The following is a 13988-nucleotide window of genomic DNA, read 5'->3' as shown; positions in this document are numbered from 1 at the left end:
CCCGCCGGGGAGCGGCGGCGCGGGGGAGGCACCGCCGTTGGCCTCCGCACCGGGGCCCGCCCCGGGGCCGACGGCGACGGCCGGCGCGGGCCCGGCGTGCCCGGGAATCCGCTGCGCCACCGTGGCCCTCACCGGCGACCTGCTGCTGCACGAGCCGCTCTGGGAGCAGGCGGCCGCAGACGCCCGGCGAACCGGGAAGGGGGCCCTGGACTTCGAGCCGATGCTGTCGGCCCAAGAGCAATACCTGGACACCGCCGATCTCGCCGTCTGCCAGCTGGAAACCCCGCTGGCCGGCGACGACGGACCGTACTCCGGCTACCCTGCGTTCAACGCGCCGCCGCAGATCCTCGACGCCGCCGCCGCCGTGGGCTACGACGCCTGCACCACCGCCAGCAACCACGCATTCGACCACGGCACCGCCGGCCTGGAACGGACCCTGGCCGCGCTGGACGCGCGCGGCCTGGAACACACCGGCACCTACGGCAGCGCGGCCGAGGCCGGGGAGGTGCTGGTCCTGGACACCCCGGCCGCGCGGATCGCGGTCATCACCGGCACGTTCTCGCTGAACGGGCTGGCGCCGGACCGGCCCTGGCAGGTGGACGTGCTGGATCCCCAGGCGATGATCGCCAAGGCCAGGCAGGCCCGGGCCCAGGGCGCGGACATCGTCCTGGGAGCGCTGCATGCCGGGGACGAATACACCGACTACGCCAGCCCGCAACAGCAGGAGGCCGCCCACGCGCTGGCCGACAGCGGCGAGTTCTCCCTGGTGTACGGGCACCACAGCCACTCCGTCCAGCCGATTGAGCGCCACGACGGCACCTGGATCGTCTACGGGCTGGGCAACACCCTCGCCGCGCACGCAACGCCGAACATCCTCAACACCGAGGGGTTGATGGTCAGGGCCCAGTTCAGCCAGGCCGACGACGGCGGCGGCTGGGAGGTGGCGCGGCTGGACTGGCTGCCGGCCACGTTCGACGGACCCGGGCGCCGCTGGTGCCCGGTGGCAGCCGATGCGCTGGCGGCAGCCGCGAAGTCCGGGGACTGGTGCGTGTCCGAACAGGCGGACGCGGCCAGCCGGCTACGGACCAAGGCGACCGTCGAGTCCATGGGAGCCCCGACGGACGTCGCCCGCGAGTGGCTGCTCAGCGGCGATTGACGCCGCTCGCCGTCGCCCGGACGGCCTTCGCCGCGGCCGGCGTCAGCGTCAGCCGGCATCAGCGTCGGCGTGTCAGCCTCGGCCGGCGTCAGCGCGGGCGGGCGGCCGCGTCGGCGCGGGCTTCGGCCTCATGAGGAATCTCCAGCGCCACATCGTTGAAGCTGCCGTAGCGCCGCTCGACGGCGTGGCGGATCAGGTAGTCGGCCACGGCCGGGTTCTTGGGCAGCAGCGAACCATGCAGGTAGGTGGCAATCACGTTCCGGTGGCGGGCTCCCTCGGTGCCGTCGGTGCCGTTGTTGCCCTGGCCCTTGGTCACCCGTCCCAACGGCCGGACATCGCCGCCGAGGGTGGTCAGGCCGCTGTGGTTCTCGTACCCGATAATCGTGCCGAACTCGCCGCTTTCCAGCACAGTGTTGCCGATCAGCCGGGTGGGCCCGCCCACGGTTTCGGCATCGAGCAGCCCGATGCCGGTGATGACCTTGCCGGTGTGGGTGGTGAACCGGTGGCCAAACAGCTGGTAGAGGCCGCAGACCGCCAGCATCGGCAGGCCGTCCTCGGCCAGCTCCCGCAGCCGGCCGCCCTGGGCCAGGAGGTCGGCCTGGATCTTGTTCTGGCCGGAGTCCTGGCCGCCGCCGCCCACGATCAGGTCCACCTGCTCAGGGAACGCGTCGCCGGGGTTGTACTCATGCAGCCGGACGTCGTAGCCGCGCAGCTCCAGGCGCTTGCGCAGCACCAGGACGTTTCCCCAGTCGCCGTAGATGTTCATGTCCCGCGGGTAGAGCTGGAGCAGGTCGATTACAGGAGCGTCCATCAGGAGACCACTTCCACTTCGGTCAGTTTGCCGAGCTCGCGGCGCAGCGCCAGCATGGCGGTGTAGGTGCAGTAGATGCGCTTCGGCGTCTCCGGATCGCCCGCAATGAACCGCTGCAGCGAGGCATTGAGGTCCGTGTCCACCCGGTCCACGGGAACGTCCTCGTAGAAGAGGCGCAGCCCCATGTCGCGCGCCCGGACCCCGGAGACCTCGGCCACGCCGGTGTCCCGCAGCGAATCGAAGTCGACGTCCCAGAGCCAGGACATGTCCCGCCCGTCCGCGTAGTTGTCGTTGATGGCGATCATGGTCCGGTAGCCGGCGGCGGGGAAGGACTTCAGTGCCAGCCGGAAACCGGCCGGGTTCTTCACCAGCACCAGGTCCAGCGGCTGGCCGTTGACGGTCAGCGATTCGCCGCGGCCAAAGGCCGGCGTCACGTTCTCCAGCGAGGCAAGCAGCGCCGGTTCGTCCACCGCGGGGCCCAGCACGGTCCGCGCCAGCGCCATCGCCGCGGCGGCGTTAAACACGTTGTAGACGCCGGTCAGCTTCAGCTCGACCTCGATCTCGCGGCCGTCCAGTTGGAAGGTCGCGGCGGCCCCTTCGCAGACCGAGAGCACGACGTCGGCGCTCGGCCGGCCGGCGTCGTCGGCGGTGGTACCGGAGGGGCCGGCGGTCGCGGCGGACCGCATGTCGTCGTCGTGCGGGAACATGTGGCGCAGCTGCGGTGCCAGCCCGAAGTATTCAATCCGCGGCGCGGCCACGGCGCCCGCCAGCGCCGCGATGCGCGGGTCTTCCCGGTTCAGTACCACTGCCTCGGTCGTCGCGGCGGCGATCTGCCGGAGGAATCCCGCGGTCGTTTCGATTTCGCCGAAGCGGTCCAGTTGGTCGCGCATGACGTTGAGCAGCAGGCTGTAGCGCGGGGCCACCAGTTTGACGAAGTGAACGGCGTGGGCTTCGTCCAGTTCCAAGACGGCGATGTCCGCGTCGAGCCGGCCCCGGGCGTTGGAATCGCCCAGCACGGCAGCGACCACGCCGCGGGTGAAGTTGCTGCCGGTGCGGTTCGTGAACACCTTCAGGCCCTGCCCCTGCAACAGCTCCACCACCATCTTGGTGGTAGTGGTTTTGCCGTTCGTCCCGCTGATCACTATGACGCCGCGCGGCAGTTCGCCGAGCGTGCGCGGCAGGAACTGCGGATCGATTTTTTCGGCCACCAGGCCGGGCAGTGCGGAACCGCCGCCGCGGAGCCTGGCTACCGCCTTTACGGCCTTTCCGGCAACGGTCGCAAGGAGGTGTCGCATGAGTAGAGACTATACAAGCCGCCGTGCCCGGGCACCGCCGGCGCGGGCCGAACAGTGTCGGTCCCCACACCGGGCGGGGGCACCGTTTAACATCGCCGGACCGGTTGGCACTACTGTTTTTCCGTACGGCCGCCACTGAGGCGGCCCCGATGCGAATTCCGAGGAACCGTCACCGTGGTCACGATTGGTGTGCTCGCCCTGCAGGGCGATGTCCGCGAACATCTATCCGTCCTGCAGCACAGCGGCGCCACGGCGGTGCCGGTGCGCCGGCCGGCGGAACTGGCGGCCGTGGACGGCCTGGTCATCCCCGGCGGTGAATCCACGACGATCGACAAGCTCACCCGCATTTTTGAGCTGGCCGACCCGCTGAAGCGGCGGATCGAAGCGGGCATGCCGGTCTACGGTTCCTGCGCGGGCATGATCATGCTGGCCCGGGAGATTGCAGATCCGGCCACTGACCTGAAGGGCGAACCGCAGCAGACGCTGGGCGGCCTGGACATTACGGTGCGGCGGAACGCCTTCGGCCGGCAGCGCGAGTCGTTCGAGTCCGACCTGGACTTCCGGGGCCTGGAGTTCAGCGCGGCGTCTCCCGGCCAGGGCCCGGCGCCGGTCCACGCGGTGTTCATCCGTGCGCCCTGGGTGGAACGCGTGGGCGAGGGCGTGGAGGTCCTGGCCACCGTCGAGCCGGAGGAGGCCTCCCACACCGACACTTTGCACGGGACAGCTAGAATAGTGGCAGTGCGTTCGCGGCATCTGCTGGCGACATCCTTCCACCCGGAGATTACGGGGGAGCGCCGCATCCACGAACTTTTCATCCGCATCGTCAGAGGAGAGGCGTAAGCATGGCCGGACACTCGAAGTGGGCAACCACCAAGCACAAGAAGGCCGTGATCGACGCCAGGCGTGCCAAGTCGTTCGCGAAGCTGATCAAGAACATTGAGGTGGCGGCGCGCAACGGGGGAGCGGACATGTCCGGCAACCCCGCGCTGGAACTGGCCGTCCAAAAGGCCAAGAAGACCTCGGTTCCCAACGACAACATCGACCGCGCGGTCAAGCGCGGCGCCGGCCTGACCGGCGAAACGGTGGACTACAGCGAAATCATCTACGAGGCCCGCGGGCCGCAGGGCTCCGCTGTGCTGATCGAGTGCCTCACCGACAACAAGAACCGGGCCGCCTCCGAGGTCCGCCTGGCCATCACCCGCAACGGCGGCACCATTGCCGACCCGGGGTCGGTGTCCTACATGTTCTCCCGCAAGGGCGTGGTGTCCCTGCCCAGGAACGGGCTCACGGAAGACGACCTCCTGATGGCGGTGCTCGACGCCGGCGCGGAGGAAGTCAAGGAGCAGGGCGACAACTTCGAGGTCCACACCGATCCCACCGACCTGCGCGCCGTCGTGGGCGCACTGGAAGAGGCCGGCATCGAATACGAAACCGACGAGATCGAGTTCGTGTCCTCGATGGCCGTGGATCTCGACGCGGACGCGGCCCGGAAGTTCATGAAGCTGGTGGATGCCCTCGAGGATTTGGACGACGTCCAGAACGTCTACTCCAACGCCGACATCAGCGCGGACGTCCTCGCCGAAATCGAGAACGACTGACACCGGTCCGGCCGTCGCCGTCGGCCATGCGCGTGCTGGGAGTGGACCCGGGCCTGACCCGCTGCGGCCTGGGCGTGGTCGATGTCGAACCGAACCGGCGCTCCTCCCTGGTGGACGTCGGAGTGGTCGGGACCACCCCGGACATGCCGCTGGAGCTGCGCCTGCTGAAGATTGCGGACGCGATCGACGAATGGCTCGACGCGCACGCCCCGGACGTGCTCGCCGTCGAACGCGTTTTCAGCCAGACCAATGTCAGCACGGTGATGGGCACCGCGCAGGCGTCCGGCGTGGTCATCGCGGCCGCGGCACGGCGCGGGATCGGCGTCGCGCTGCACACGCCTACCGAGGTGAAAGCGGCGGTCACCGGCAACGGGCAGGCGGACAAAGCCGCCGTGACCAAGATGGTAACCCGGATCCTTCGGCTGGACACCCCGCCGCGCCCGGCCGATGCGGCGGACGCCCTGGCGCTGGCGATCACCCATGCCTGGCGCGGCGGAGCAGCGAAACCGGCTGCCGGCGGCGGGATGACGACGGCGCAGCGGCTCTGGGCGGAAGCGGAAGCGAAGGCCAAGCGCACCCGCCGCTGACGTGCGGCCGGCGGCGGCCGCGGCAGCGGGGCCACGGTGTGGCGGTGGCCGGCAATGTCCGTGCTGCCCCGTAAGCTATTCGTAGATATGTTCGGACAATCCGCCGCCGTGCTGCCTGCGGGGCGGACTCCGGGCCGCAGTGCCGGAATTGGGAGTTGAGTTCATGATTAGCTCGTTGCGCGGCGTCGTCGCCCACGTGGGATTGCAATCGGCCGTGATCGACGTCAACGGATTCGGCATGCTCGTCCAGGCGACGCCGCAGACCCTGGGCACGCTGTTCGTGGGGCGGGAGGCCGAACTGGCCACCACCATGATTGTGCGCGAAGACTCCATGACGCTGTTCGGCTTCGAGGACGCGGCGCAACGGGAAGTTTTTGAAACCCTTATCTCGGTCAGCGGGGTCGGTCCGAGGCTGGGCCTGGCGGCGCTGTCGGTGCACTCGCCCGAGGCCCTGAGGGTCGCCGCCGCGGAGGGGGACAGCAAGGCGTTCACCAAGGTTCCGGGCATCGGGCCGAAGCTCGCCGGCCGGATCGTGCTCGAGCTGGCCGGGAAGCTGATCCCCACCGGCGAGCAGGCCCCCCAGCAGAAGGGCGGCTGGAAGGGACAGGTGCAGGAGGCCCTGGCCGGCCTGGGCTGGTCCGAGAAGGACGCCGCCGCGGCGGTGGACACCACCGCCGAGGAAAATCCGGAGGCGGCAGCAGCAGGCAACGTGGGCGACTTGCTCCGGCTGACCCTGCGCCGGCTCGGCCAGGACGGCGCCCGGACCGGCGCGGCCCGGCGGACCGCGGGAGTGAACTAGCGTGGCGGAGGAATCCGAGAACAACCGGCTGGTCGCCAACACGTCGGAAACCGAAGAACGGGCGATCGAATCGGCGCTGCGGCCCAAGAACCTGGACGATTTCGTGGGCCAGGCCCGGGTCCGCCAGCAGCTGTCGCTGGTGCTGGAGGCATCCCGGATCCGCGAACGGACAGCCGACCATGTTCTGCTGTCCGGGCCGCCCGGTCTGGGCAAGACCACGCTGGCCATGATCATCGCCGCGGAAATGAACGCGCCGCTGCGCATCAGCTCCGGGCCGGCGATCCAGCACGCGGGCGACCTGGCGGCGATCCTGTCGTCGTTGACCGAGGGGGAGATCTTCTTCCTGGACGAGATCCACCGGATGTCGCGGCCGGCGGAGGAAATGCTCTACATGGCGATGGAGGACTTCCGGGTGGACATCGTGGTGGGGAAGGGCGCCGGCGCCACCGCCATCCCGCTCGACCTGCCGCCGTTCACCCTCGTCGGGGCCACGACCCGGGCCGGACTGCTGCCGGGCCCGCTGCGCGACCGGTTCGGTTTCACCGGGCACTTGGAGTTCTACGCCGTCGCGGAGCTTGAACTCGTGCTCCGCCGCTCGGCCATGCTGCTGGACCTCAAGGTGAGTTCGGCCGGTTTCGCCGAGATCGCCGGGCGCTCCCGCGGCACGCCCCGCATCGCCAACCGTCTGCTGCGCCGGGTTCGGGACTGGGCCCTCGTGCACAAGATCGAGGAGATCGATGCGCGCGCGGCAGCGGCGGCACTCGATATGTACGAAGTCGACGAACGGGGACTGGACCGGCTGGACCGGGCGGTGCTGACCGCCCTGATCACCAAGTTCGGCGGAGGACCCGTCGGCCTGTCCACCCTGGCCATAGCCGTCGGCGAGGAAACCGAGACGGTGGAGACCGTGGCCGAGCCCTACTTGGTCCGCGAAGGGCTGCTCGGTCGGACGCCGCGCGGACGGATCGCCACCGCCGCGGCCTGGCAACACCTGGGGCTGGCGGTGCCCGATCACCTGGCCGCGGGACCGACCGAAGACCTGCTCTCGGAACTGCTGGAGCCGGACACGGATTTCGCCGAAAACTGAAGCTTGACCGTGTGCGGGCGGTCACCGCGTAGAATGGTAGGAACGTGCGGAGTGCGCCGTCCCCCACGGGACGCGGCAGGCTGCGTACACGGTCCGGATTTTCCTACCGGTCCGCTCCAGACTTCTAGGACGGAACTTTCCTGTGTTCGTAAATCTCTTCACCGGCACCACTCCCCAGCAGCCGTCGGGCGGCATCGACGTGATGACCATCGGCCTGTTCGCCGTTTTCGCGCTGTTGATCTTCTTCATGTTCCGCAAGCAGAAGAAGGTCCAGGCGCAGATGCGCGAAAAGGCCGAGCGCATCAAGGAGCAGATGGTGCCGGGCACCGAGGTGATGACGCAGTTCGGCCTCTTCGGCACCGTCGTTTCCCTCGACCCCGACAACAACAAGGTGGTCCTTGAACTGTCGCCGGGCAACACCGCCACCGTGCACACCCAGGCGGTGAACGAAGTCGTGACGCCGGAGGCCCCCGAGGTTCCCGATGACGCCTCGTCCCTCACCACGGAAAGCGCTACCCGCCCGGAGGAGTCCGCCGAGGACACCCTGAAGCGGCTCAACGAAGAGCAGAACAAAGACACCAAGTAGGCCAGCGACGGCTTAGCCGTATAGGCGTGCAGTGGCGGGGCATGCCCCGCCACTTCGCCATGTACCGGCCGGTTCCGCCGGCCGACTGAGCCGATGAGAGAAAGATCTTCCATGGCACGATCCGGTTCCACCAGCATTGCGCGGCGGACACTTATCTGGCTCGGTGTGCTCCTGGCCGCCGGCACCGTCATCCTAGGCAGCGGTGTATTCACCGGCCAGGCGAGCTGGGCGCCCAAGCTGGCGCTCGACCTTGAGGGCGGCACCCAGATGATCCTGGCTCCGCAGGTCCAAGGCGGCGGAGGCGAGATCACCGCCGAGCAGCTCAACCAGGCAGTGGAGATCATCCGCCAGCGCGTCGACGGCTCCGGCGTGGCTGAAGCTGAGATCACCACGCAGTCCGGCCGCAACGTGGTGGTCAGCCTGCCCGGTGTTCCGGACCAGCGGACCCGCGAACTGATCCAGGCATCGGCCGCCATGGAATTCCGCCCGGTGCTCACCGCTGCGCCGGGTTCCGCCGTTCCCGAAGAAGAGCGGACGCCAGAAGCGGACCTTCCAAAACCGGCGGGCGACCCGGAGAACGCCAGCGACTTGAACTGGATCACCCCGGAGCTCTATCAGGAGTTCGAGGCGCTGGAGTGCCTTGACCCGGCCGCGGCCGAAGAGGAGAGCGAGCCTGCCGACCCGGCCAAGCCGATGGTCGCCTGCGAACCGGATACCGGCATGAAGTACATCCTGGGCCCGGTGGAGGTGCCCGGCACCGACATCGCCGACTCCAGCTTTGGCCAGGTGCGCGGCACCCAGGGGCAGACGCTGAACCAGTGGGCAGTGAACATCGAGTTCAACAGCGAGGGAACCGCAACCTTCAAGGAAGTGACCGAACGGCTGTTCGGGCTCTCCGGCGCCCAAAACCAGTTCGCCATCGTGCTGGACGGCGAGGTGATTTCCGCTCCCACGACCAACGCGGTCATCCCGGACGGCAAGCCGCAAATCACCGGCAACTTCACGGAGGAATCTGCCCGTGTCCTCTCCGAGCAGCTGAAGTACGGCGCGCTGCCGATCAGCTTCGAGATCCAGAGCGAGCAGCAGATTTCCGCCACCCTGGGCGCCGACCAGTTGCGGATGGGCCTGTTCGCCGGGCTCATCGGCCTGGTGCTGGTCGCCGCCTACTCGATCTTCCAGTACCGCATGCTCGGCCTGGTGACCATCGCGTCACTGGTGGTGGCCGGCCTCATGACCTATCTGGCGATCGCGATCCTGGGCTGGACCGAAAACTACCGGCTGTCGTTGGCCGGGGTCGCCGGCCTGATCGTGGCGATCGGCCAGACCGCCGACTCGTTCATCGTCTACTTCGAACGCATCCGCGACGAACTGCGCGAGGGCCGGGGCCTGGTCTCGGCCGTGGACAACGGCTGGAAGCGCGCACGGCAAACCGTGCTGGCTTCCAAGGCGGTCAACCTGCTGGCCGCCGTCGTGCTCTACTTCGTGGCGGTGGGCAACGTGCGTGGCTTTGCCTTCACGCTGGGCCTGACCGCGGTGGCGGACCTCCTGGTGGTCTTCATGTTCACGCACCCGGCCATGCAGCTGCTGGCACGCACCAAGTTCTTCGGCGAGGGCCACCGCTTCTCCGGCCTCGATCCGCGCCTGCTGGACGCGGTGCCGCTCTACCGCGGGGCGGGCCGGATCCGCCAGCCCGGCGAACGCAAGGTGCCGGTGCGGGCCAAGAACGCCGCGGCGGCTGCCGAAGCCGACCGCCGCCAGACCATCGCCGAACGCCGGGCGGCCGAGAAACAGCGCGCCACCAGCGGCGCGGGCCGCGGGTCCGACAAGGAGAGCAACTAAATGGCCAACTTTGCTAAGTGGGGCAACGATCTCTACACCGGCAAGCGCTCCTACGACTTTGTCTCCAAGTACCGGCTCTGGTTCGGCATTGCCGCCGCGGCGATCCTGCTGTCCATCGTGGTGCCGTTCGTCAAGGGCGGGTTCAACCTGGGCATCGACTTCCGCGGCGGCTCCGAGTTCACCGTGTCCAACGTGGAAAACACCGACGTCGGTCCCGGCGAGGCTGCCGTAGCCGGGGTCGCGGCGGATGCCGATCCCCGCGTGACGAACATCGCGCCGGGGACGATGCGGATCCAGACCGAGCGCCTGGACGACGACCAGACCCTGCAACTGCGCGACGCCCTCGTCGAAGCCTACGATGTCGAGTCGGACGAAGTGACGTCCTCGTACGTCGGTCCCACCTGGGGTGCCGACGTGACCCGGCAGGCGATCTGGGGCCTGGTGGTGTTCGTTGTGCTGGCGGCGATCATGATGGCGTTGTACTTCCGGACCTGGAAGATGTCCGTCGCCGCGCTCAGCGGCCTGGTGGTGGTGCTCATTGTGACCGCCGGCATCTATTCGCTGAGCGACTTCGAGGTGACGCCCTCGGCGATCATCGGCTTCCTGACCATTTTGGGGTACTCGCTGTACGACACGGTGGTGGTCTTCGACAAGATCCGCGAGAACACGGAAGACCTGGACAAGTCCACCAGGAGGACCTTCGCGGAAGAGGTCAATCTCGCCGTGAACCAGACCCTGGTCCGGTCCATCAACACCTCCGTGGTCGCCGTCCTGCCGGTCGCCGCCATCTTGTTCATCGGCGCGTTCCTGCTCGGGGCCGGCACGTTGAAGGACGTGTCCCTGGCCCTGTTCATCGGCATCATCATCGGTACCGCCACCACAATCTTCATTGCGGCGCCGATGTATGCGCGGCTCCGGGCCAAGGAACCGGCGCTGCTCAAGCAGGCAAAGAAGGTGGAAGAACGGCGCCGCACCGAGGCCGCCCCCGTCGGGTGACCCCGCAACGGAACGCCCGAGCCGCCGGTCAAGCATAGAATGGTTTCCGGAACAATCCTGGGCTGTGCGCCGCCAGCCAGCGGGCCAAAAGGCTGTAGCGTCGGTACCAGGACTCAGCGGGAAGGCGGGAAGGATTGGCCGAACACCTCAGGTCGACAGACCAGGCCAGTGACGCCGGTGTGACACCGGATCCTGGTCCTTCTGTTGTGCCCGCGGCCGCCGAAGTCCCGGGCAACGCTCCGGTCCGCCATGCCTTCCCGGGGCGCCGGGAACGGACGATGTCCCGGCTTGCCCGGCTGGCCGGGCGGGGCGGCACCAGCTATTCGCCCATCCTGGAGCCGCTGCTGCGCACCGTCAGGGCCAACAACCCGCGCGAGGACTTCGACCTGATCCACCGCGCCTTCGTGGTGGCCGAACGCAGCCACCGCGGGCAGAAGCGCAAGAGCGGCGACCCGTACATCACCCATCCGGTGGCTGTCGCCACGATCCTCGCGGAACTGGGCATGACGGGCACGACGCTGGCCGCCGCCCTGCTGCACGACACGGTCGAAGACACCGAGTACACGCTCGCCGACCTGAAGGCCGAGTTCGGTCCGGAAATCGCGATGCTCGTGGACGGCGTCACCAAGCTGGACAAGGTGCAGTTCGGCGACGCGGCCCAGTCCGAGACGGTGCGCAAGATGGTCGTGGCGATGGCCAAGGACATCCGCGTCCTGGTGATCAAGCTGGCCGACCGGTTGCACAACGCCCGGACCTGGCGGTTTGTCTCGCCGGAGTCGTCGGCGAAGAAGGCGCGCGAAACTCTGGAGATCTTCGCCCCGTTGGCACACCGGCTGGGCATGAACACCATCAAGTGGGAGCTTGAAGATCTCTCCTTCGCGGCCCTGCACCCAAAGGTCTACGAAGAGATCGTGCGGATGGTGGGGGAGCGCACCCCCGAACGGGAGAAGTACCTGACGACGCTGCGCACCAAGATCGGCGACGACCTGCGCGCCGTGAAGATCAAGGCCACGATTACCGGCCGGCCCAAGCACTACTACTCCATCTACCAGAAGATGATCGTGCGGGGTAAGGACTTCGACGACATCCACGACCTGATGGGCATCAGGGTACTGGTGGACACGGTCCGCGACTGCTACGCGGCACTCGGTGCCCTGCATGCGCGCTGGAACCCGCTGCCCGGCCGGTTCAAAGACTACATCGCCATGCCCAAGTTCAACATGTACCAGTCGCTGCACACCACGGTGATCGGTCCGGGCGGCAAGCCGGTGGAAATCCAGATCCGCACCCATGAGATGCACCGCCGCGCCGAGTACGGCGTCGCGGCCCACTGGAAGTACAAGGACATCGCGCGCGGCGGGACGGCCGACGGCGGTGACATGGGCTGGCTGCGCAGCCTGGTCGACTGGCAGCAGGAGACCAGTGACCCCGCCGAGTTCCTGGACTCCCTCCGGTTCGAAATCAACGCCAAGGAAGTCTTCGTCTTTACGCCCAAGGGTGAAGTCATGGCGCTGCCGGCAGGATCAACGCCGGTGGACTTCGCCTATGCCGTGCATACCGAGGTCGGCCACCGCACCATCGGTGCGCGGGTCAACGGCAAGCTGGTCCCGCTGAACAGCGAACTCAGCCACGGCGACTGGGTGGAGATCTTCACCTCCAAGGCGGAGGGCGCCGGTCCCAGCCAGGACTGGCAGGGCTTCGTCAAGAGCCCGCGGGCACGGAACAAGATCCGCCAATGGTTCACCAAGGAGCGCCGCGAAGAGGCGATCGAAAAGGGCAAGGACCAGCTCACCCGCGCCATGCGGAAGCAGAACCTGCCGCTGCAAAAGATGATGACGCACGACGCGTTGATGTCGGTGGCGCAGGAACTTCACCACGCCGACGTGTCGGCGCTGTACGCCGCCGTGGGCGACGGCCATACGTCCGCCCAGAACGTGATCGAGCACTTGGTCGGCCTGCTCGGCGGCCGCGAGGCGGTCGAGGAGGCCGAGCCGTCGCTCCCGACGACGGTCAGGCGGCCGAAGCATCCGGACTCCGGCGTCACCGTCGTGGGGGTCGGCGACGTCTGGGTCAAGCTGGCCCGGTGCTGCACCCCGGTCCCGCCGGACCCCATCATCGGGTTCGTCACCCGGGGCTCGGGCGTGTCGGTGCACCGCTCCGACTGCCGCAACGTGGCGGAACTGCGCGAAAGCCCCGACCGGATCGTCGACGTCGCCTGGGCGCCCACCCAGTCCAGCGTGTTCCTGGTGGAGATCCAGGTCGAGGCGCTGGACCGCAAGAGCCTGCTCTCCGATGTCACCCGGGTGCTCGCCGAGAACCATGTCAATATACTCTCCGCCACGGTGCATACCTCGAGCGACCGGCTCGCGATCTCGCGGTTCTCCTTCGAGATGGGCGACCCGAAGTACCTCAGCCATGTGCTCAGCGCGGTCCGGCGCATCGACGGCGTCTACGACGTGTACCGCACCTCGGGGTCCCAGCGCCGCTGATGCGCCCGCCCGCGGGCTGACACCACGCCGCGGCCGCCCCGCAGGAACGTTCCCGCCGTCAGGCTGCGCCCATCGCTGCGTCCAGGCGCTGCAGCGCCCGGGCCTTGCCCGGCAGCCTCGGCCTCGCCTCGACCGCCTGCCGGATGGCGTCCAGCGGACAGCCGAGCCCGCTGGCCCCGGCCAGTGCCCGCAACACGGGGATGGCCTCGTGGTCCGGAGCGTGCAGGGCCACGTCCAGCGCGGTCCTCAGCGGCGTGCTGACCGGGACCCCGCCGATGGTCACGGTATCCAGGGGGCCCAGCGTCACCTCGTGGATCAGGGCAAGGCGGTACCGGCCCTGCGACGTGGTCCGGTGCCGGTGGTCCAGCAGCACCGAGAGTTTCTGCGGGGCGGGCGCGCAGCCGTAGACCCATGCCGCCGTCGTCCTGCCCAGCACCACTTTCCGGCGGACCTGCCCGGGCAGGCTGAAGTACGCGGCCGCCGCGCGGTGCCGGGGTGTGATCGGCTCCCACGGCACGGCGAACCCCGGACCGTAGACGTTGACCAGGAGGCCCTCCAGGCGCATGCACTCCAGTTCGCTGCGGCTGAACGGATGCCCTGGCCGCAGTACCGCCGGCGCGGCCTGGGCGGTACGTTCAGCCGCCGTGGCGGCGGGATGCAGACGGGCCATGCAGACAGCATGCCAAACGGCCCGGGACAGCCGAAGGGCCCCCGAACGCGTTGTGGAAAGCGTTCGGGGGCCCTC

13 protein-coding genes are annotated in these 13988 nt (G+C 68.5%); 10 read left to right on the top strand and 3 right to left on the bottom strand.

The features are described 5' to 3' along the window. The coding region (locus tag AC5RUP_RS16420) for a CapA family protein (RefSeq protein ID WP_494158767.1) at positions 1 to 1156 on the top strand (1156 nt) is incomplete at its 5' end. Positions 1157 to 1244: 88 nt separating this feature from the next. Here the strand turns inward: AC5RUP_RS16420 and AC5RUP_RS16415 are convergent. Both AC5RUP_RS16415 and AC5RUP_RS16410 read right to left on the bottom strand, forming a co-directional pair. Further along, positions 1245 to 1967: a type 1 glutamine amidotransferase gene (locus tag AC5RUP_RS16415; protein ID WP_494154747.1), complete on the bottom strand. Its 723-nt coding sequence runs from the start codon at positions 1965 to 1967 to the stop codon at positions 1245 to 1247. Further along, on the bottom strand, positions 1967 to 3262 hold the full coding sequence (locus AC5RUP_RS16410) for a Mur ligase family protein (RefSeq protein WP_494154746.1): 1296 nt from the start codon (positions 3260 to 3262) through the stop codon (positions 1967 to 1969). The genes AC5RUP_RS16415 and AC5RUP_RS16410 overlap by 1 nt, the downstream gene beginning before the upstream one ends. A gap of 174 nt (positions 3263 to 3436) precedes the next feature. Between AC5RUP_RS16410 and pdxT the strand changes: the two genes are divergently transcribed. From pdxT to AC5RUP_RS16365, 9 genes are all read left to right on the top strand, one after another. Further along, positions 3437 to 4102 (top strand): pyridoxal 5'-phosphate synthase glutaminase subunit PdxT, encoded by a 666-nt coding sequence (pdxT, locus tag AC5RUP_RS16405; RefSeq protein WP_494131580.1) that lies wholly within the window; start codon positions 3437 to 3439, stop codon positions 4100 to 4102. 2 nt (positions 4103 to 4104) lie between these two features. After that, the gene (locus AC5RUP_RS16400; protein WP_494154745.1) at positions 4105 to 4860 is read left to right on the top strand and encodes a YebC/PmpR family DNA-binding transcriptional regulator; all 756 of its coding nucleotides are present in this window, start codon (positions 4105 to 4107) and stop codon (positions 4858 to 4860) included. 26 nt (positions 4861 to 4886) lie between these two features. After that, on the top strand, positions 4887 to 5447 hold the full coding sequence (gene ruvC / locus AC5RUP_RS16395) for a crossover junction endodeoxyribonuclease RuvC (RefSeq protein ID WP_494069100.1): 561 nt from the start codon (positions 4887 to 4889) through the stop codon (positions 5445 to 5447). A gap of 163 nt (positions 5448 to 5610) precedes the next feature. Next, a complete protein-coding gene (ruvA, locus tag AC5RUP_RS16390) occupies positions 5611 to 6246 on the top strand; it encodes a Holliday junction branch migration protein RuvA (RefSeq protein WP_493977507.1) in 636 nt (211 codons plus the stop codon). Between the two features lies 1 nt (position 6247). Beyond that, positions 6248 to 7333 (top strand): Holliday junction branch migration DNA helicase RuvB, encoded by a 1086-nt coding sequence (gene ruvB, locus AC5RUP_RS16385; RefSeq protein ID WP_494092530.1) that lies wholly within the window; start codon positions 6248 to 6250, stop codon positions 7331 to 7333. 142 nt (positions 7334 to 7475) lie between these two features. After that, positions 7476 to 7919 (top strand): preprotein translocase subunit YajC, encoded by a 444-nt coding sequence (locus tag AC5RUP_RS16380; RefSeq protein ID WP_494154742.1) that lies wholly within the window; start codon positions 7476 to 7478, stop codon positions 7917 to 7919. 111 nt (positions 7920 to 8030) lie between these two features. Then, the gene (gene secD / locus AC5RUP_RS16375; protein WP_494069096.1) at positions 8031 to 9758 is read left to right on the top strand and encodes a protein translocase subunit SecD; all 1728 of its coding nucleotides are present in this window, start codon (positions 8031 to 8033) and stop codon (positions 9756 to 9758) included. After that, positions 9759 to 10754, top strand: coding sequence for a protein translocase subunit SecF (gene secF / locus AC5RUP_RS16370; protein WP_494154815.1), 996 nt, complete (start codon positions 9759 to 9761; stop codon positions 10752 to 10754). It abuts the gene before it with no gap. Positions 10755 to 11032: 278 nt separating this feature from the next. Next, complete coding sequence (locus AC5RUP_RS16365) at positions 11033 to 13243, top strand: RelA/SpoT family protein (protein WP_494014064.1); 2211 nt, start codon at positions 11033 to 11035, stop codon at positions 13241 to 13243. Positions 13244 to 13301: 58 nt separating this feature from the next. Here the strand turns inward: AC5RUP_RS16365 and AC5RUP_RS16360 are convergent, their stop codons facing one another. Further along, positions 13302 to 13913, bottom strand: a complete 612-nt coding sequence (locus AC5RUP_RS16360; protein ID WP_494158766.1) for a type IV toxin-antitoxin system AbiEi family antitoxin — start codon at positions 13911 to 13913, stop codon at positions 13302 to 13304. Positions 13914 to 13988: the final 75 nt, after the last annotated feature.

It is taken from the genome of Arthrobacter sp. Y3223151, from assembly GCF_059091125.1.
This window is presented reverse-complemented; position numbering and strand designations above follow the sequence as displayed.

Coding starts and splice junctions, on each gene's coding strand:
- ruvA (WP_493977507.1), top strand. CDS start 5,611: ATGATTAGCTCGTTGCGCGGCGTCGTCGCCCACGTGGGATTGCAATCG.
- ruvC (WP_494069100.1), top strand. CDS start 4,887: ATGCGCGTGCTGGGAGTGGACCCGGGCCTGACCCGCTGCGGCCTGGGC.
- AC5RUP_RS16365 (WP_494014064.1), top strand. CDS start 11,033: ATGTCCCGGCTTGCCCGGCTGGCCGGGCGGGGCGGCACCAGCTATTCG.
- AC5RUP_RS16360 (WP_494158766.1), bottom strand. CDS start 13,913: ATGGCCCGTCTGCATCCCGCCGCCACGGCGGCTGAACGTACCGCCCAG.
- AC5RUP_RS16410 (WP_494154746.1), bottom strand. CDS start 3,262: ATGCGACACCTCCTTGCGACCGTTGCCGGAAAGGCCGTAAAGGCGGTA.
- AC5RUP_RS16415 (WP_494154747.1), bottom strand. CDS start 1,967: ATGGACGCTCCTGTAATCGACCTGCTCCAGCTCTACCCGCGGGACATG.
- secF (WP_494154815.1), top strand. CDS start 9,759: ATGGCCAACTTTGCTAAGTGGGGCAACGATCTCTACACCGGCAAGCGC.
- AC5RUP_RS16400 (WP_494154745.1), top strand. CDS start 4,105: ATGGCCGGACACTCGAAGTGGGCAACCACCAAGCACAAGAAGGCCGTG.
- secD (WP_494069096.1), top strand. CDS start 8,031: ATGGCACGATCCGGTTCCACCAGCATTGCGCGGCGGACACTTATCTGG.